The organism is Shewanella schlegeliana (assembly GCF_016765635.1).
Lineage (GTDB): Bacteria > Pseudomonadota > Gammaproteobacteria > Enterobacterales > Shewanellaceae > Shewanella > Shewanella schlegeliana.
Map to the genome: position 1 here is coordinate 79,794 of NZ_JAESVD010000012.1, position 17,820 is coordinate 97,613.

Consider the following 17,820-nt stretch of genomic DNA (forward strand, 5'->3'; position numbering starts at 1 on the left):
CAGTTAATCGTCGGCTAAATGGGAAAAATCCCCCCCATGTTCCGAATCGACTAAGGTAAATGTTTTCGGGCTGATCTGCCGCTGCAACACGATATCCACCATGGTGGTTTGGTCAGCTTGCAGTAACACTTGCACTTGTTCCCCGTCGGAATGAAACTCGCCACTGCGGTAATAACAGACGCCATTATTGGGCCTAGGATCGACACGAAGACCTATCTTGCCATCGCTAACTTTGGCTAACTTATTCGCATCGAAGTAGAAAGTAACCACGTGATTATTGCTATGGTTTCGCTGCTTATCCAGCATAAAACCTTTAGCAAACTGTCCGGGAACGAACTCGGCGCCCGAGAGCAGAATGATATCGAAATCCTCTACTGCCAGCCCAGTATCATCGATGACTCGCACCACCAGCATACAGGTACGCTGCTTACGCTTAACTGAATGAGTCTCTGCCATCTGCTCGCACAGCCGTTGATATTGCTGTGGCTCAGAGACCTTTAAGCATTGAAGGATGCGCTGCACGACTGGTTTCTTCGCGGCGTTTTTGCTTGTCACCGAGCCCATAATGCCCTTCCTGCTTCCACTATGGCTGGCATTATTGATCACTTCAAAGGCGGTTTGCTGTCTAGGGGTGGAGTGGTTAGTTAACTGCAGTGTTGAGATCCTGCGGCCATCGAAGCTGGTAAGGGGGTGCGCCGTTTGCTCTAACAGCAGATGGCTAAAGTTCAGGTTCGCCGAGGCTACCCTTACCACACCGTCAGAGCCAACTTCAGCCGTATAACTATTGAGATAATCGTAGAACTGACTGTCAATGGTCTCTCCTGTAAGGACAAACGGTAAGGGGCCTTCGAGGGTAAACTCTTTAAGCCAGTGCAGGTTCAGCTGATGCTGCCCATCGCTACCGAGCTCTAACCAATCCAAGATCCGCTGACCCGGCTCAACACCCGAGAAAAAGCTGTTAATGCGCCCCACTCTCGACTTACCTAGTTGAGCCAGCGCTGAGCCATGGTTTGCCGGGGCAAGCATAATCAAGTGCGTTAGTGGACAGTCGCTAATCTTGTCTGCGCCGAAAAACATCTGCAGCCACTGACGCATCACAGGTGCGCCAGTGGAGTGGGTGATCACTGCAAATGGCTTATCCCCAAGCAGATCGACTCGCGCATCATTAAAGGCTTTGGCGATATCATTCAAGCGAACTTCATCATCGAAGCTAATATAGCGCCCTAGATGAATATGCCGAATAGAGAGGGCTATCTCGGGATCCATCAGCTTAACGATCGCTTGGGGCAGCTGAGCATAAGTGTCTGTATTGGTAACACTCCATCCATGAACAAAGACCAATTCCATCATCACCTCAACAGCGAGCAACTTACCATTTGATGACAAATCGCTTCGACTTATTTATATAGTACAAATCACCTAATCAATAACTTTCAACAGCTTAGCAAATAGTGCTTAGTATCTATATAGCAAAATACTCAACATCAGCGATCGTTAATATCATTCAGTTATTATTCAGCTAGTTCCCCCTATGATGTCTCCAACGAAACGCAAGACCTAAATAATTTTACTAGTGTGGGAGCACAGCATGAAAACTAAATCACTTATCTTAGCATCTGTAATGGCAACGGCAATCTCGGCACCAACTATGGCTGCAGACTGGTTCATTGGTGGCGGTGTTGGCGCACAGCAAAACACTTATAAAGGTTCTTACGAGCCTGAACTACAAAACCCAATTGAGGGCGGCTCTCAGACTCAGCATCTAAAAGAGACCGAAAATAACGTTATCTATGAAGTGAGAGCCGGTGTTTATCTAAATGATGCTAACCGTGTTTACGGTACGTACTCTTACAACTCAGATGACTTTAGCCGTCAGCAAAGCTTCTTAATGTCTTATGACTACCTAGTGGGTCTAGGCGACAGCAACAAACTTAACTGGTTTATTGGTGCAACTGCGGGTATGAACCACATCAGCCCAGAAGCCAGTACACTAGACTCAAAAAATCGCTTCGTCTGGGGTGGTCAAACGGGTCTAATGTATAAGATTAACGACAAGGTGAGCACCGAAATTGGCTACCGCTACCTTAAGCAAGATTATGATGTAAGTGCACCAGGCCCAACACCATACAGCGGCGCTGTTGTTGGCTCAGAAAGCGCATCACTAAACGATAGCCAGCAGCTTTACCTATCTGTTGACTACCGCTTCTAAGCGAATCGCTTTTAAGAGAAACGGTTAAAACAATAAAGCCGCCAACTCATTGAGTTGGCGGCTTTATTGTATCTGTCTCTGCAGCAATTGCTCGGCTAACCGTGTGTGCGAGTATAATGCTTATGGTAAACAGCCAACATGGTGACTGCTGCAGCAATAACCACTAACCATGCCAAGAGTGGAGCGACACCTAAGTTAATCAGCTGGAAACCGATGAGTGAACTCAAGGCGGCAATAATAGCAAAGGGCAACTGCGTAATCACGTGATCATGGGGCGCACAACCAGAGCTTGTAGCACTGATCACGCTGGTATCGGATATGGGTGAGCAATGATCGCCAAAGACAGAGCCCGCCATTACCGCGCTTAACGCAGGCAGTAACAGTTGCGGCTCAACCGTTAATGCGACTTCAGCACCAATCGGGATCATAATGGCAAACGTTCCCCAACTCGACCCCGTAGTGAATGCCATAATGGCACAGAGTAAAAATGTGCCAGAGACCAGCATATCTTTTGATAAAAACTGCTCCGCCCACCCCGCCAGTAGCTTAGCGATCCCGAGATCGACTATCACCGCGCCTATCATCCAAGTAAATAGCAAAATAGCGATGGCAAAACCGATACTGCGTACCCCAGAAGCGAGATCACCCAACAGCAAGTTCAAACTACGTCCACCTAACTTGAGCATAAAAATGGCCAACACAGTTGCCAGCAAGCAGGCATTACGCATAGCTGTACCGATATCTGCCGCGGCAATCCAATCACCCAAGCTATCACTTCGTGCATTACTGGCTCCAGAATACAAGGTTAAACCGATAGAGGCTAAAAGTAGTGTTGCCATAGGTAAGCCTAATAGCCACGGATTGCCTGCATCGACATCCTCACTATTTTGCTCGATAGCGAAATCAGAATGAAAGCCAATACCAAACCAAGCGATTAACAAAGAAAGCAGCACCACAGTTACCGCATAAAAGTTCATCTTGGCCATTTCAACAAACGACTCTAGCGGTGTAAGCGGTAATAAGCTTATCCCCGCCAAAATTGCCATCACATAAGGTCCCCAGCTAGAAAATGGCAACAAAGCACAGAGTGGAGAAGCATTTGAATCGACTAGGTAGGCAATCTGTTCTCGCGACACCTTATATCTTTGGCTAAGAGGCTGACAGACATGCCCTACGGCTAAACAGCTAAAGATGCCATCGATAAATACCACCCAACCCAGTAGCACAATACCGATCCGTGCCTGACGACCACTTTTTATTCTGTGATATAACCAATCGGCAAACTGTTTTACCGCTCCTCCCCGCGCTAATAACTGAGTCATCATCCCAAGTAGCACCATCGCGGCAAGTACATTTAAGTGCCAAGCTTGCCAATGACCATCACGATAAAATTGCAGCCAGGTTCGATCGGTTATATAAGTGACAGATTGAGTCAAACTAAAGTCAGATAAGATCAGTGCCCCAGAAGCGATACCAACGCCTAAGGCGACCAAAGTTCTACGCAGTACAAGGGCCAAAGTCAATGTCAGCAGCAGCGGAACAAGTAGGAGTAAATTGCTGGTCATAGCCACGATTCAATAGGAAATAATTAGAAGAATACTAACGACTTAGCAACAAGTACAAAAAAAAACCAATATTAACTATTTTATCGACCATTTTTTCTTCATTTAGCATAATTAACTATTCACGAATGCCACGTCGCTGCTAGAATCGGAGCTATCATCTCGCTATCAAAGGGACTCGCCATGAGCCTAGAACTATTATCGAAATTGGAAACAAAAATCCAAGCCGCGCTGGAAACTATCGAGCTACTAAAAATGGAGCTTGAGGAAGAGAAACAGACTAGCAGCAGTCTGTCAGAGCAGAACCAACAGCTACAGCAGGAACTTAACTCTTGGAACGAGAAAGTAACTGGTTTAGTTGGTCTACTCAACGAAGAAGTAAACTAATAAATACCAATCAGTATAAGTAGTTGCTCTACTCAGAGCGCTTTTGGCAAACTAATTCAAGGCGAATAACTAAAATAATGGTTGTTCCCTTGTGAAGTTGTTCAACGCAGAAGTAGGCAGCCAAAAACGCTCCAGAATGGCGAGTTTTAGCACTCCTGATGCTGTGACTCTTAAGGAACAAGAGGGAGCTTAACCGTAGAATAGCTATGCTCTTCACTCATTGCCTTGCCTCAGAATCGCTAAATTCTCTCTGAGCGGGCAAATCTTTATAGCGATTGGTATCAAACGCTATGCTGTTTGCATCTCGTTACTCTGAGACTCAATTAACTCATTGAGCTCTAAAATGGCCTGCTTAACTTTAGGCAGGCTTTTTCTTGGCAGTAAAAACCTCCCCTTATCAAACTCTAGTCGACCTAGATCTTTAACCCAGATCACCCCAGACAAAAAAATTCGCGCGTGCTTAACAATCAGTTTGGGTGCATAGACAGGAAAAACTCTCATAAGACCTCCCGATAGCGTCTTCGCTTGTTGTTATTTATTTTTGTTGGACATGATTTGTACCACGAGAGTTGCATTTTTTTTAGCAAATAAATGTAAAAGTTTTAATCAAATTGCACAAAAAAGAAGAATCCCTATGACAATCAGATGCATAACTAAAATGGATAATTCCTATTTATTTCCAAGCCTGAACTTTCAAGAAAATAGCGCGTAACTTTCTATTACAAGATGCCAGACACAAACCAGATTTATTACCATCCATGCTGCTCTTCAATAAAGAGCGCATAACTCTCTATGACAAGATGCCCGACACAACGTAGATTTATTACCATCCATGGCAATCTGCATAAGTGTTCCAGACACAACTCCCTTCCTGCGCAGTCCATGTGCTCAGGGATAAGTACATCCATATACAAAAAAAGGAGCCTATTGGCTCCTTTTTTTAGTTATCGCTGCAAATTACTTTTGCGTTGCTAGGTAATAAGCAATATCGAGTAGTTCTTGATAAGACTTGATAGCACCAGTCTCAACACGGTATTTACCGTTAACCACTAATGCAGGTACACCTGCAATCTTGGCATTTTCAGTATCACGCTTCATCTTAGACATCTGCGCATTAACCATAAATGACTTAGCTGCCGCGTCGAATGCTTTAGGGTCAACACCGTTAACCACGAAAAGCGCCTTGATATCGTCTAGATTAGTGAAGTGCTGCTTCTTATCTTGAATTGCAGAAAACAGAGCGTGCTCCATCTTCTCTTCAATCTTTAGCTGATGTGCGATAGCGAAAGCACGAGACATCTCTACGCCCATTTCACGACCGATAAAGTCAACGTGGTTTTGCTTGAATGTCACCCCATCAGGAAGAGTTGCCTTGATCTTAGGCACCTGCTCTTTAGCAAAGGTATAGCAGTGTGGGCAGTAGAAAGAGAAGAACTCTGCAATCTCAGGTTTAGCCGTACCCGGGCCTTCGTTAATAACCGTGTAATGTACGCCTTCTTCATATTGTGCCGCCATCGCAGCCATAGGCGCCATCAATAGTGCAAATGCAACTAATAAAGCTTTTTTCATCTAACTTCCCCTCGATGCAAATCGTGCATCACGCTAATAATTTGGATATAACATAATGTGCTTTGGAGTTGACCTCAAGCGCAAAAGTTCATTTTTCTGTTACAAAATAAGTGCCTTCAGCTGTTTTAATACTGAGGAATTAAGCTTAATGGCGGCTCATCCAATGCTGCTAATTGCTCCTTAAATGCTAAAATCTGCTGTTCCCAATACTTGTCCTCAGCAAACCAAGGGAAGTTCATCGGAAACGCGGGATCGCCCCAGCGGCGACTGAGCCAAGCGTTGTAGTGCAGCATGCGCATCGCCCTCAGTGGTTCTATCAGCTTAAGCTCACGACTATCGAATTCGCAGAACTCTTCATATCCTTCAAGGATAACTTCAAGCTGCAACAACTGCTGCGGCCTGTCTCCTGCCAGCATCATCCAGATATCTTGCACCGCCGGTCCCATCTTGGCATCATCGAGATCGACAAAGCCTGGGCCATCTGGCGTCCACAAGATATTGCTTGGGTGCAGATCACCATGAAGCCTGATTGAGCGGTAACTCTCGGGTAACCATAGCGCCGATGCTTTTTCTAAGATCTGCTCCACCACAGTAAAGTAAGGTAGCTCAAGACTCGCGGGAATATGTCCCGATGATTTAAGCCAGCTTAATGACTCCTCACCCAGTAATTTAGGTGACATCACATCGCGGTATTTAAAATCGGCCTGCTGAGAGTACTGATGGATACGACCGATAAAGCGCCCGACCTGCTCTAGCTGATCGAGGTTATCAACTTCAAAGGCACGGCCACCTATGGAGTGAAACAGTGCAAACCTAAAGCCTTGATATTCATGGAGCGACTTACCATCGATAATTACTGGCGTAGCGATAGGCACCTCTTGCTCTGCCAGTGCAGCGGCAAAGTCATGCTCCTCTTGAATTTGTGCATCCGTCCAGCGCTCAGGGCGATAGAACTTCACCACATAACGTTGCCCCCTATCGCAGCGGAACTGATAAACACGGTTCTCGTAGCTATTGAGTGCTAACAGGCCAGTTTCAGGATAGACCCCTAGTGTTTCGATGGCAGTTAAAATCAGATCGGGCGTTAGGGCTTGATAGTGAAAAGCCGAGCCAGAGTCCTGCTCCATTGCCGCTTTAGGTGGATCGATATTCATTTGATTATGCTCAATTGTGAAGGCCACTGACGAAAGGGCCAACATTCAAACTCTAGAATTTAATTATGCTTATCCCGCGCAGTTTATTGCAGATAAGGCTTCATCAGTTCGGCAAGATAAACGAGAACGTCATATTCATCTTCTCTGTCAGTAGATAACCAACAGATGTCGCCATAAAACTCATAGTGTAGCTGTAAGTGTGTACCTTCAAACTCCAACAACCACTGATGGCGATCGGCTCCCCATTGCTTTTCCACCACCCGGCAATCAAGCGCTCTAGCAAAGGGCTCGGCAAACAGTTCAAACTGCTCAAAATCGATATCGCTCTGTACCGACAGGCTCAGAGTATCTTTATCTAACTTAACCGCCTTTAACTTCATCGCAACTCTCTTTTCGTTCTCTTTTGACTCTATTCGTAGCTCGGAGCAGCTTTAGGCTAATTCCCCGAAGAGATCACATTTTGACAGCTGAGTGACTGGCCATCGGCCTCACACTGATAACCGCAAACATAGTGACCACCGATATCGCCACCGAGGCGAACCAGTCCCTTTCCTTTTGCATGGCACTGTTCGATAGTTTCATAGTAGCCACTAATATAGCTGGATGACTGCTCAACACTGGGCTGGGTTTGACTGTCAGGATAATACAATAGCGTCCACTCGGGAGATTGAGTGCAAGCAACTAAGCCGATTGAAGCTATCCCGAACAAACATAGCGAACGAAAACTCATATAACACTTCCTCTAAATAAAAAGGCGAAGCCCAAAATTCAACTCTGGGTTTCGCCTCTTCGGTAACCACTCTGCTTATTCTACACAGCTTAGTGATCGATTGCCTTTAACTATTAATGCTATTTACTGGCTTTTGCCTTTGCCTTGTCGATACGGGTAATTCGCCCTTCAAAGCCAGTCACTGTGCCATCGGTCAGACCATACTCAATTGCTGTCTTACAAATTGATATCGCTGCGTCGAACTCGCCATTATCATTAAGCAGGGTCGACAGGTGCATCATTGCCGTTCCCTTCACTTCTGCGTCAGGATTTTCAGCCTTAAGTCCCTTAACATAGGCGGCAAATACCTCAAGATAGCTTTGAGAAAGCGTTGCACCATATTGCACATATTCGCTTTGCTTACGCTGCTTGTAGCACTCGGCGATAGCAGTAGAGATCGCTAGGTGTTGTGCTGGAGCGTCACTGGCTTGCTCAAGTTCGCTAACGGCTTTAGTTAGCTTCGAGCTTGCCCATGATAGATTGACAGTCTCGGCCTTTGGCTCTTGCTTAGACTCTTGCTTAGGCTCAAGTTCAGCCTCAGCTTCTGGCTCAGCTACAAGTTTAGGCTGAACCTCCGGCTGAGACTCTATTACAGGCTGAGGTTCTACAACAGGAGCAGCTTTAGCGACAACCTCAGGTTTCACTTCTGGCTCTGGCTCTGGCTCTGGCTGTACGGCAGTTTTAACCATCTCTTTTTCATGGTCAAGCTTAGGCTCAAAACTCACACCATCAACCGTAGGGGTGGACACATCTTCGGTTGTCTCTGGCGTGATATCTTTAATCTGCGTCTCAGGCACATCTTGCGCCTCTTCTGACTGCTTAGCTGCTTGTTCTTTCTCTGCTTGCGCCGCTTTTTGAGTGCGTCTATAGAGATAAACACCTATTACAATCAGCAGTATAATGGCTATTTCTTTCATTGTTTCCACCGTAGGTTGGCCACGAACACATCCGTCATATGCTTATAGGGCGACACGAATGAGTAAAAATTAAGCATTATTAGTAATGCATTCTCTCTCTTAAAATCAAGTATTTATATCTCTTTTTTAATCGGGTATCAAAAATATTCGTTTTTTGGGGTATTACAAAGCATAAATAAGCTTAGCGATTAAGATGTTAGCTGCATTAGGGTCGGAGAACTCTTCAAAGGATAAGCCTTTGCTAGATAATAGCCTTGAACCAAATCGACAGCACAACTTTCTATAAATTCATCTTCTTGCAGTATTCCTCTGCAGCAACAACTTTGCCGTTTGCGACTTACCCAATCGAGTCATGTGTCTCTCAATCTCTTTCCCTTTATTCTAGGCCGCATCTAACAATAGAGCGCTATCTATTTTTACTTTATTGAACTGATACTTGAGCAAAATGAAGAAGTGATGCATAAGACTCGTTGCCAGTCAGTTAATAAGCACTATTTTGTGCACACCTTCAAACTTTCGCCCTTATATTTTGTCACTAAAAGATAACCCACTTATTATGAAAATAACCCAGTAAGTTACTAAGGTATCTCATGGCATTTGAACAACTGCTCAGTGGCAAACTTCTCAGAGAGTTTAAGACAATTTCCGCAATGGTGAAGATCTACTGTAAGGCACACCATAAAGAGTCTGACAGTCACCCTTGCGAAGAGTGTGAAAGCTTTATCGAATACGCTCATACTCGCTTAGACAGATGCCCCTATGGCCAGGAAAAGCCAACCTGCAACAAATGCCCAGTGCATTGCTACAAACCTCACATGAAGGCCAAGGCACGTGAGATCATGATTTTTGCCGGCCCAAGAATGCTATTGCCTCATCCCATAATGGCTGTTCGTCATCTACTATCTGAACGTCACCCAGCCCCAGGTAAGCCGCCAGAGGCAAGCTCTAATCGCCACCAGCGCATAAAAGTTTCCATAAAGGACTAACAAGCCTCGTCCAAGCTCAAAGCGGCTCTTGGACGAGATAGATAATCCGCTAGATAAAATCACCTTTATTTCAACTCCAGATTTGTAACTTGCTTGTGTATTTGAAATTCACTACTAGACTTTTGAAAAGTAAAAGGACTTATTCAAAGCTGGATGTCTAATTTCACTCAGTAACAGATACGGCATGGAGGCTGAAAATTTGAGCAAAGAAATCCTACTCGTTGAAGACAATAAGGTCATGCAGTTGCTGATGACTAAAATGCTCTCTTCAAGGGGTTATCGAGTCATTAGTGCCTTTAATGGAATCGATGCTCTTGCTCAACTCGATAAGCACCCCTCTATCCAGCTAGTTCTCAGTGACTGGATGATGCCCGGCTTAAACGGCATCGAACTTTGTTATCGCTTAAAATCTCCCGAATATGGCCGCTACATCTTCTTCGTTTTACTGTCAGGGCGTGATGATAAAGAATCTATTGTCGAAGGAATTAATGCCGGAGCCGATGACTTTGTCGCCAAAGATACCAATATTAACGAACTCGATGCTCGACTAAAGGCGGGGCTAAGAAACCTAGAATTACACAACCAGCTTATAACCAAAAATATTGAACTAGACCGGGCCTATGCCACCATGAAGGAAGATCTAGAGTCAGCCAACTTATTAATCCGCCGCATGCTTCCTAGTCAAACCTCTTTCCAAGGCGTTGAACTTCACTACACACATATTCCTAGCGCCCAAATAGGGGGCGATATGCTTGGTTGTATGCAGCTAGATGAAGACCATATTGCTATCTACCTGTTTGATGTGTCGGGGCACGGAGTCACTTCGGCATTGATGTCTTTTGCCATCCAGCAAAGTATTAGCTCCAACTCCGCCAGCAACTCTAATGTAAAACGCAAGAAGGAAACCGATCCCTTTTATAGCCTCAGGGATCCCAGTGAAGTATTAGCTAGGCTCAACCGGAGCTACATCAACCAGGATGATAATAATCTCTATTTCACTATGGTTTATGCCGTGCTTAACACTAAAAGCGGACTATTAAACTATGCCTTCGCGGGTCACCCGCCGATGATCTGGTTGCAAAAACAGCAACAACAGTGTCTCTTCATACAACAAGAAAGCTTTGTCGTTGGCATGTTCGATTTCGCCGATTTCCAAACCGAGCAGGTACAACTCAATTGCGGTGACCGAATATTTCTCTATTCAGACGGTATCACCGAGGCCGAATCCAGTGACAATCAACAATTTTCTGAACAAGGTTTAAAGCAGCTAGTTCAGGACTTAGCCGATCAGCCTGCAGCCAAGCAGACCGACACCATAGTAGAGACACTCAAAAGTTGGTCAGGTACAGCGCAATTCAATGATGACATCAGCTTATTAGTATTTGAATGGAAAGGAAATTAATCGAGGACACAGTATGCAATTCGACATAATCGAGAAAGGTCAATACACAGTGATCCAAGTTAGAGAGGCGAGATTTGACGCTAAGCTAGCCCCCTCATTTCGTGAAGAACTCGAAAAAATACAAGGCAACATCCGCGACCACTTGGTTCTGGATCTCGGTGATGTTCGCTTTATGGATAGCAGTGGACTAGGAGCCGTGATGGGCGCCTACAAGATGCTACGCAACACCAAGATTAGTATCGTTAATCCACAAAAGCCCATCTTAGACCTACTCAAGCTGACTCGAATAGATAAGCTGATATTAAGTCACCCAACGATAGAAGACGCTCTCGCGCCTACCACTTAAAAGGACTGTGTGATGAAAGGAATGATACTTGCCGCAGGGAAAGGCACACGCATTAAACCTATCTCCTATGCAATACCAAAACCTATGGTTCCAATTCTAGGCAAGCCCGTGATGGAGTCGATGATCCAGCTGTTTGCTAAGCATGGCATCGACAAGATAGTGGTAAATACTAGTCATTTGGCTGAGATAATCGAAAATTATTTTGGTGACGGCCACCATTTCAACGTTCAGCTCTCATACTCCTATGAGGCGAAAGAGGTCGATGGCGAATATGTTAGTCAGGCACTCGGCAGTGCTGGTGGCATGCGAAAAATACAGGACTTTTCTGGTTTCTTTGATGAAACCTTCGTCGTGGTATGTGGGGATGCTTGGATAGATCTGGACTTAAAAGAAGCCGTAGAGCATCACAAGAAGCATGGCGGAATCGCAACTATCATCACCAAAGAGGTCGACAGCTCCGAAGTGAGTAAATATGGTGTCGTGGTCACCGACAAGTACAATCAGGTCACCAGCTTCCAAGAAAAACCCGCAGAATCCGAGGCTCTTTCTAACAACATTAATACCGGCATCTATATCTTTGAGCCCGCTATTTTTGACTTTATTCCTAGAGATATAGAGTTTGATATCGGTAGCGATCTCTTCCCGCTACTTGTCGAGCGCCAAGCCAACTTCTATGCCATAAATATGGACTTCCAATGGCTAGATGTCGGCAAAGTCAAAGATGTATGGGAAGTTACCAGCGATATTATTAGCGGTAAGGTCAAAGGCTACCCAATCCCTGGCACCCAAGTATCTCCAGGTGTATGGCTAGGCATCAATACCCGTGTCGACACCAGTAAATGTAACATTACCCCTCCCGTTATCATTAGCAGTGGCAGCGAAGTTCAAGATGGCGCAACCATCATAGGCCCGGTCGTTATTGGTGCCAATTGTAAGGTCGAAGCTAAGAGCCTAGTGAGCAACACCCTCATTTGTGACTATATTCACCTCGCTGACGACGCTTACATCGTTAATAAAACCATGTTTGGAGATTACTTATTGGGCCACGATGGCTATACCCAGCTATTAACGGAATGCCAGTACGTCCATATTCTAAAAAATCGTAATGTATCACGCCCCATAGGTGGCGTTGCCACTATCGATAATCTCTACAAGTCGACGCCCATTCCCCACGATATTTTGGCACCATTACAGCAAGTGAAATAGGGAGAGATGATGTGAGTACAGGGAAGTTTCATAAACAATACTCAAGCTGTTTGGAGGCATCTCGTACAGTGGCCTCTGATATTCTTCCTTTTTGGCAATCACTCGGATTAGATGTCGCAGTTACCGGGCAGATGGAGCTGTGCCTAGTCGAAATCGTCAATAACGTCTTTGAGCATGCCTACTCAAATCTTGAAGGTGCCAAGTTTGAGATCACCTCCTACCTAAGTGATACAAGTAAATTAGTTATTGAGGTCTCTGACTACGGCGATTCGATGCCGACACATATCCTTAAAGATCTCCCCAAGATGGACTTTATAGAGCCATTGGCGGCCGATCCCAATACTTGGTTGCAAAGCCGCAGAGGACTGAAGATCATCCAGCAGCTTTCAGACAAAATAGAATACCATTCACATAAGAGTCGAAACACTTTCAGGCTACTGAGAAAGACAAGCTAAAGGATTAGGCTTACCCTAATTACAACAAATATAGTCACAAATTAACTGGCATCGCTTGATAGCGATTAATTGCCCATACAATTAAGGGAGAGTTTATGATTAAGGTTGATGAATTAAAAGCACTCTGTGATGGCGATGATTCTATGCTGAACATGCTACTTACCCTCTATATCGAAGAGTATGGCCAAAGTGCCAAGCATATTCAGCAAAGCTATCGAACAGAAGATATAGATGGATTATTCCGTATCAGCCATGAGCTCAAAGGCATGTTCAGTAACCTGTGTGCACAAGATGCAGTAAGCTTGGCCCAAGTCGTTGAGTCGAGCTCAAAAGGCGGCTTACTCCCAGAGCAAATAGCAATAAACAACTTGTGTAGCGAAATCCAAACCATTAATCAGCAAATAGCAGCAATCCTACAATAACCGACGCTATTCACCCTGAAAGCTAAGCAGGATCGGCTAGCCTGCTACCTATGCCCCACGCTCTTAGCCTTAATCAAAAATCAAAATACAAAGTTTACGGTAAGGCTAACTAAATCCACATCAGCACTTTCACCATACTCCAGTGGAGACGTCACAAACTGAGCCCGATTTCCCTCTTCTTGAGAGAAGATCATCTGGTACTCGAGATTGAAGGAAATGCTCGAAGTCGCATCATATCTAACCCCTGCTGTCACTCCTTTAGACTTGCGTAATTGATGACTTTCACCGTAGGTCAGATAGGGAGATAGATAGTCAAAGGCATAGATCGCCGAGGCATACCAGTTAGTCTGCAAACGATCAACCTCTACCTCTGCCATCCAAAGCCAAGACTCATAGCTGTACTCGGCGCCCAGAGTATAAATATCCAGCTTTTGCTGCTCTACCGAAGGTTGCTGCCGATATTTTGCCTGCGTAAATCCACTATGGATTCGATAGTTAAACCCAACTAAGTCAACATAGATCCCGGCCATATATTCGGTATCAAATGTCAGTAAATTATCCCCCAACTCCACCTTGTTTATCCTATCAAAGCCGTAATAGGGCGACACGGTTAACAGGAGCTCATCGGAAATCTCATAATCCCAAGCAACAGACAGGCCATCATAAAATGTAAATCCTAAAATGCTGTCATACACCTCCTGAGGAGGTCTAGCCCAAGGGTAGGCCTGTCCAACATAATAGTACTCAGAAACCAGAAATAGCGGTAAACGCAAACGCCCTGCTCTCACCTCAAAATCATCAAACTCATATGAAAGATAGGCCCACTCAAGCACAGGATCGCTCCACTTGTCCTGCGTACGTTTAACCACCTGCCCAGATGCACTTAAGCTATCGAGTAGCTCAACATCTAGCTGCAAACCCAATATGGTGTCACAGTCATAACAGGTGCTTTCGGTGATCTCCCTACTAATAAACAGCGGGGTGCGATTATCAGTCTTACTGATAGCAGTAGAGCCAAACCCACTAAGAGAAATATTGTCGGTAAGTTCAACGCTCGCCTGCGCGACAGGTAGAAATATGATTGAAGATAATACAATAAAGAATGTTCGGCGAAATAACATGACTACTCTCCCTGAGGCACGGTTATCAAGATATTGACTTCTGCTGGCACTGATTCGATAGGCGCATAGGCTATGCCGTTAGGGTTATCATTAAGCCATTTTAAAATCTGTTTAATATCATCACTGTCAAGCTCATCAGGCGGAGAGCCTCTGCCCGAAAATGCAAGCCCCGCCCAGTAGCCATTCATCTGCGAAACAGACTTGCCGAGTAGCATCTTATAAAACTCTTCTCTATGAATGGAGGTTTCAGGAAGGTCTACCAAGACAATTTTCAAGCTGCCCGATATTTTCTTACTCTTACCGCGATAGAGCATTCTCGCCTTGCTCTTACTCAAGGGGGGCAAGTCATCATTAAGGCTAAAAATAGCAAATTCAATATCGTCGTTTTCATCGATGCTGGCTTCGACAGCGAGAAGGGGAGAAGAGATACAACAAAGCACCAGCACGACAAAGAGCTGAAAATAGACAGGCCTAACTCGCACGCTTAATCCCTTAAACATTAAAACCCTCAATCCTAGATAGTTTTTGTACTATGCTGAATATAGTCAAGGCTAAGTTAAACTACAAGAATCGCGCTAACTTGTTCAATTCATGGAGTAGAAATGAGCATATTCAATCATGCTTCGATAAAAATACGCATGCTAGCCTTAGTGCTATTACCACTCATTTTTGCCTCTTTTTTATCGGCATTAGAGGTCAAAAAACAGAGAGAAAATGTTCGAGCTTTAAATACTCTTAACAGTAAAGTGAGCTTTTTGGAGTCACTATCTCAACTAAACAAGCTTACCAACCAAGCAAGAGAGCAGTTATTCAAACACAACACCAAGGTGACACTAGCCCCCTTAACCCCTTCGCTCAGCAAAATAGCACAGCAACTACCCCAAACATTTACTGCCAAGAACAACTTAGAGATGGAGTCTTGGTTAGCTAGCACCAATGATGCCCTAAAAGAATTAACAGAAGTGAGTACTGAAGATCTCGCAGACTGGTCGGCTTGGTTTAACGAACTACAGGTTCAAGCACTCAACACACTGGAGAAGGATAACTCAGGATTTAACGATGAAATAAATCAGCAGCTTGCAATATTGTACCAACTGCAATGGCTGTCTTTGTGGTCTACAGAAGAGAAATGGTTAATCAATCTATTGCTACAAAATCGCGATGATAGTGAACTACTGAGCCAGTTAAATTCCATCACAGAGCGTCAGCAGCTTTTTGTGGAGCGCTTTATTGATATTAACGCCAAACCTGAGCAGGTTTCACTCTTACTCAGTACTTTTTCTGATAAGGCTTTTGAGCAAAGTTATCAATTAAGGAGCCATATTTTAGATAAGCAAGCATTAACCAATACTCCCAATATCAGTTTAGAAGCATTCAGCCAGCGTCTTGATTTAATCCAATATGTCGTGAGCAGCTTTTCCGTAAAGCTCAGCAGCAATATTCAAAGCGAGATAGCCCAATCAAAAAATCTTATTTGGTTATTTTGCACTGCGCTATTTATCTCACTAATCATTATTGCCATCATCGGAGCCAACCTCTACCGACGGATAATCAATTACCTAAGCCATGTGATTAACACCATGTCACACATCGAGGAGACTCACGACTATTCTCAGAAAATTAGCGAGGAGGGTAACGATGAATTGAGCCTATTTTCCAAAACACTCAATAAGCTCATCAATGAGCGCCACCAAAATGAACTAAAAATATTACAAGCAAAACGAGAAGCAGAAAAAGCCAATCAGGCCAAGAGTTCATTTTTAGCTAATATGTCTCATGAGATTAGAACGCCGCTCAACGGTATTATAGGCATGTCAGATATTATGGCTGGCACAAAACTGACGGCAACTCAGAGTGAGTACCTGCAAACCATCGAGACCTCATCTCAAACATTACTCATTCTAATCAATGACATACTCGACCTATCTAAGATTGAGTCTGGTAACCTCTCAATCACTAATACCGACGCTGACATTACCGAGGTAGTGTATGACACCTTAACCATAGTACTGCCAAAGATCGCCGAGAAAAACCTGACCTTAGAAGTCAAGATAGATAACGACACGCCCTATCTTGTCTCCCTCGACGAACACCGTATGAAACAGGTACTCGTCAACTTACTCTCTAACGCAGTGAAGTTTACCCACGAAGGTGGGATTAAGGTGGTCATATCCTGTTGTAATGCTGCAGGATATTGCGACCTACTCATAAGTGTTCATGATAGCGGTATCGGTATCGCAAAAGAGAAACAACAACATATATTCTCTCCCTTCACTCAAGAAGATGACACGACAACAAGAGAGTTTGGTGGCACAGGGCTAGGGCTCGCTATTTGTAAGCAACTCATAACATTAATGGGTGGAGAGATCGGCCTTATCTCTGAGAAAGGAAAAGGTTGCTGCTTCTCAATTAAACTACGCTCTCAAATTATTACTCAAGAAAAACCAGTATCAAACCAGTTCGAAGGCTTAACGACTGCGCTTATCTCTAATAACTCGGAGCTTAGTGAACGACTTAATAGAGAATGTCAGCAATACGGTTTTAATCTCAACTTCCACTATCAATCTTGCTTCGATCTATTACAAGAGAAACAAATATTTGATCTGTTATTTATTGACAGTTTTTCATCAACCAGAGACACCCTTGCGGCTTTGCCTGAGCTGCTAAGACAGAAGGATATTTTTACGATAGCAATCAATACACCAACAGAGAAACGAGAATTAGATAATATGGACGCGACAGTAACGCTACCGTTACTAGGTAATCGCTTTAAAAATGCAGTAAGCAATGGGCTAGAGAACCGTAACTTGCGGCTGAAGCAAGACTCAAACAGCGCTATCAATAATCAGCTCGCAGAAGAGCCAGAAAAAGTGAAGATTGTGATATTGATAGTAGAAGACAACTTAGTAAACCAAAAAGTGGCATCCTTACTCGTTAAGCAGGCGGGGTTCGATTGTATTATCGCTAATAACGGCCAAGAGGCTTTAGATTTCATCAGTTCGGGAGAGGCTTTTAACGCCATTTTAATGGACTGTATGATGCCAGTGATGGACGGCTTTACGGCAACGGAAAAAATTAGAGAATGGGAAGGGCTGAACTCTCAATCTAGGCACCCTATCATAGCTTTAACCGCCAGCGTGCTCGATCAGGATATTGAAAGGTGTTACCAATCCGGCATGGATGATTACCTTGCTAAACCGTTTAAAAAAGAAGCCTTGCTGCATAAACTTAAATCCGTCTCCAAGCTTGCCAGTTAAGCTTACCCCATTGATGTCCCCGGCTCCGCTAGCAAGCCCTTCACAATAGCTAGCAAAA

Annotated in this window: 19 protein-coding genes; 9 read left to right on the plus strand and 10 right to left on the minus strand. The window is 44.4% G+C overall.

Features of this window, described 5'->3' with window-relative positions; translation table 11 throughout:
• Positions 1–3 precede the first annotated feature (3 nt).
• Positions 4–1,386, minus strand: a complete 1,383-nt coding sequence (locus JMA39_RS17970; RefSeq protein WP_308440729.1) for an esterase/lipase family protein — start codon at positions 1,384–1,386, stop codon at positions 4–6.
• A 202-nt stretch (positions 1,387–1,588) separates the two neighbouring features.
• Between JMA39_RS17970 and JMA39_RS17975 the strand changes: the two genes are divergently transcribed.
• Positions 1,589–2,209, plus strand: a complete 621-nt coding sequence (locus JMA39_RS17975) for an outer membrane beta-barrel protein (RefSeq protein ID WP_202723256.1) — start codon at positions 1,589–1,591, stop codon at positions 2,207–2,209.
• A gap of 95 nt (positions 2,210–2,304) precedes the next feature.
• Here the strand turns inward: JMA39_RS17975 and JMA39_RS17980 are convergent, their stop codons facing one another.
• Entirely contained in the window at positions 2,305–3,774 is a 1,470-nt protein-coding gene (locus tag JMA39_RS17980) for a Na+/H+ antiporter NhaC family protein (RefSeq protein WP_202723257.1), read from the minus strand.
• 180 nt (positions 3,775–3,954) lie between these two features.
• Here JMA39_RS17980 and zapB point away from each other — a divergent pair, with 180 nt between their 5' ends.
• Positions 3,955–4,158 carry a cell division protein ZapB gene (gene zapB / locus JMA39_RS17985; protein WP_202723258.1) on the plus strand — a complete coding sequence of 68 codons (204 nt, stop codon included), beginning with the start codon at positions 3,955–3,957 and terminating at the stop codon, positions 4,156–4,158.
• Between the two features lie 288 nt (positions 4,159–4,446).
• On the opposite strand, the gene JMA39_RS17990 is transcribed toward zapB, so the two are convergent.
• From JMA39_RS17990 to JMA39_RS18015, 6 genes are all read right to left on the minus strand, one after another.
• Complete coding sequence (locus JMA39_RS17990) at positions 4,447–4,659, minus strand: DUF1107 domain-containing protein (protein ID WP_012279036.1); 213 nt, start codon at positions 4,657–4,659, stop codon at positions 4,447–4,449.
• Between the two features lie 456 nt (positions 4,660–5,115).
• Positions 5,116–5,727, minus strand: a complete 612-nt coding sequence (locus JMA39_RS17995; RefSeq protein WP_202723259.1) for a thiol:disulfide interchange protein DsbA/DsbL — start codon at positions 5,725–5,727, stop codon at positions 5,116–5,118.
• Positions 5,728–5,852: 125 nt separating this feature from the next.
• On the minus strand, positions 5,853–6,881 hold the full coding sequence (locus JMA39_RS18000; RefSeq protein ID WP_202723260.1) for a serine/threonine protein kinase: 1,029 nt from the start codon (positions 6,879–6,881) through the stop codon (positions 5,853–5,855).
• 83 nt (positions 6,882–6,964) lie between these two features.
• Positions 6,965–7,261, minus strand: coding sequence for a DUF3630 family protein (locus tag JMA39_RS18005; protein WP_202723261.1), 297 nt, complete (start codon positions 7,259–7,261; stop codon positions 6,965–6,967).
• A gap of 56 nt (positions 7,262–7,317) precedes the next feature.
• Positions 7,318–7,611, minus strand: coding sequence for a hypothetical protein (locus JMA39_RS18010; protein WP_202723262.1), 294 nt, complete (start codon positions 7,609–7,611; stop codon positions 7,318–7,320).
• Between the two features lie 119 nt (positions 7,612–7,730).
• Entirely contained in the window at positions 7,731–8,567 is an 837-nt protein-coding gene (locus JMA39_RS18015; protein WP_202723263.1) for a hypothetical protein, read from the minus strand.
• A 590-nt stretch (positions 8,568–9,157) separates the two neighbouring features.
• On the opposite strand from JMA39_RS18015, the gene JMA39_RS18020 reads away from it, so the two are divergent.
• The 6 genes from JMA39_RS18020 to JMA39_RS18045 all read left to right on the plus strand — a co-directional run bounded on the left by JMA39_RS18020 (position 9,158) and on the right by JMA39_RS18045 (position 13,384).
• Entirely contained in the window at positions 9,158–9,553 is a 396-nt protein-coding gene (locus tag JMA39_RS18020) for a nitrous oxide-stimulated promoter family protein (protein ID WP_202723264.1), read from the plus strand.
• A gap of 199 nt (positions 9,554–9,752) precedes the next feature.
• The gene (locus tag JMA39_RS18025; RefSeq protein ID WP_202723265.1) at positions 9,753–10,955 is read left to right on the plus strand and encodes a PP2C family protein-serine/threonine phosphatase; all 1,203 of its coding nucleotides are present in this window, start codon (positions 9,753–9,755) and stop codon (positions 10,953–10,955) included.
• A gap of 13 nt (positions 10,956–10,968) precedes the next feature.
• Positions 10,969–11,301, plus strand: coding sequence for an STAS domain-containing protein (locus tag JMA39_RS18030; RefSeq protein WP_202723266.1), 333 nt, complete (start codon positions 10,969–10,971; stop codon positions 11,299–11,301).
• 12 nt (positions 11,302–11,313) lie between these two features.
• Positions 11,314–12,507: a sugar phosphate nucleotidyltransferase gene (locus JMA39_RS18035; protein WP_202723267.1), complete on the plus strand. Its 1,194-nt coding sequence runs from the start codon at positions 11,314–11,316 to the stop codon at positions 12,505–12,507.
• An 11-nt stretch (positions 12,508–12,518) separates the two neighbouring features.
• Complete coding sequence (locus JMA39_RS18040) at positions 12,519–12,962, plus strand: ATP-binding protein (RefSeq protein ID WP_202723268.1); 444 nt, start codon at positions 12,519–12,521, stop codon at positions 12,960–12,962.
• A 95-nt stretch (positions 12,963–13,057) separates the two neighbouring features.
• Positions 13,058–13,384 (plus strand): Hpt domain-containing protein, encoded by a 327-nt coding sequence (locus JMA39_RS18045; protein ID WP_202723269.1) that lies wholly within the window; start codon positions 13,058–13,060, stop codon positions 13,382–13,384.
• Positions 13,385–13,464: 80 nt separating this feature from the next.
• Here JMA39_RS18045 and JMA39_RS18050 read toward each other — a convergent pair whose 3' ends face one another.
• Entirely contained in the window at positions 13,465–14,505 is a 1,041-nt protein-coding gene (locus JMA39_RS18050; protein WP_202723270.1) for a hypothetical protein, read from the minus strand.
• A 2-nt stretch (positions 14,506–14,507) separates the two neighbouring features.
• Entirely contained in the window at positions 14,508–15,005 is a 498-nt protein-coding gene (locus JMA39_RS18055) for a hypothetical protein (RefSeq protein WP_202723271.1), read from the minus strand.
• Positions 15,006–15,107: 102 nt separating this feature from the next.
• Here JMA39_RS18055 and JMA39_RS18060 point away from each other — a divergent pair, with 102 nt between their 5' ends.
• Positions 15,108–17,762, plus strand: coding sequence for a hybrid sensor histidine kinase/response regulator (locus tag JMA39_RS18060; RefSeq protein ID WP_202723272.1), 2,655 nt, complete (start codon positions 15,108–15,110; stop codon positions 17,760–17,762).
• Positions 17,763–17,820: the final 58 nt, after the last annotated feature.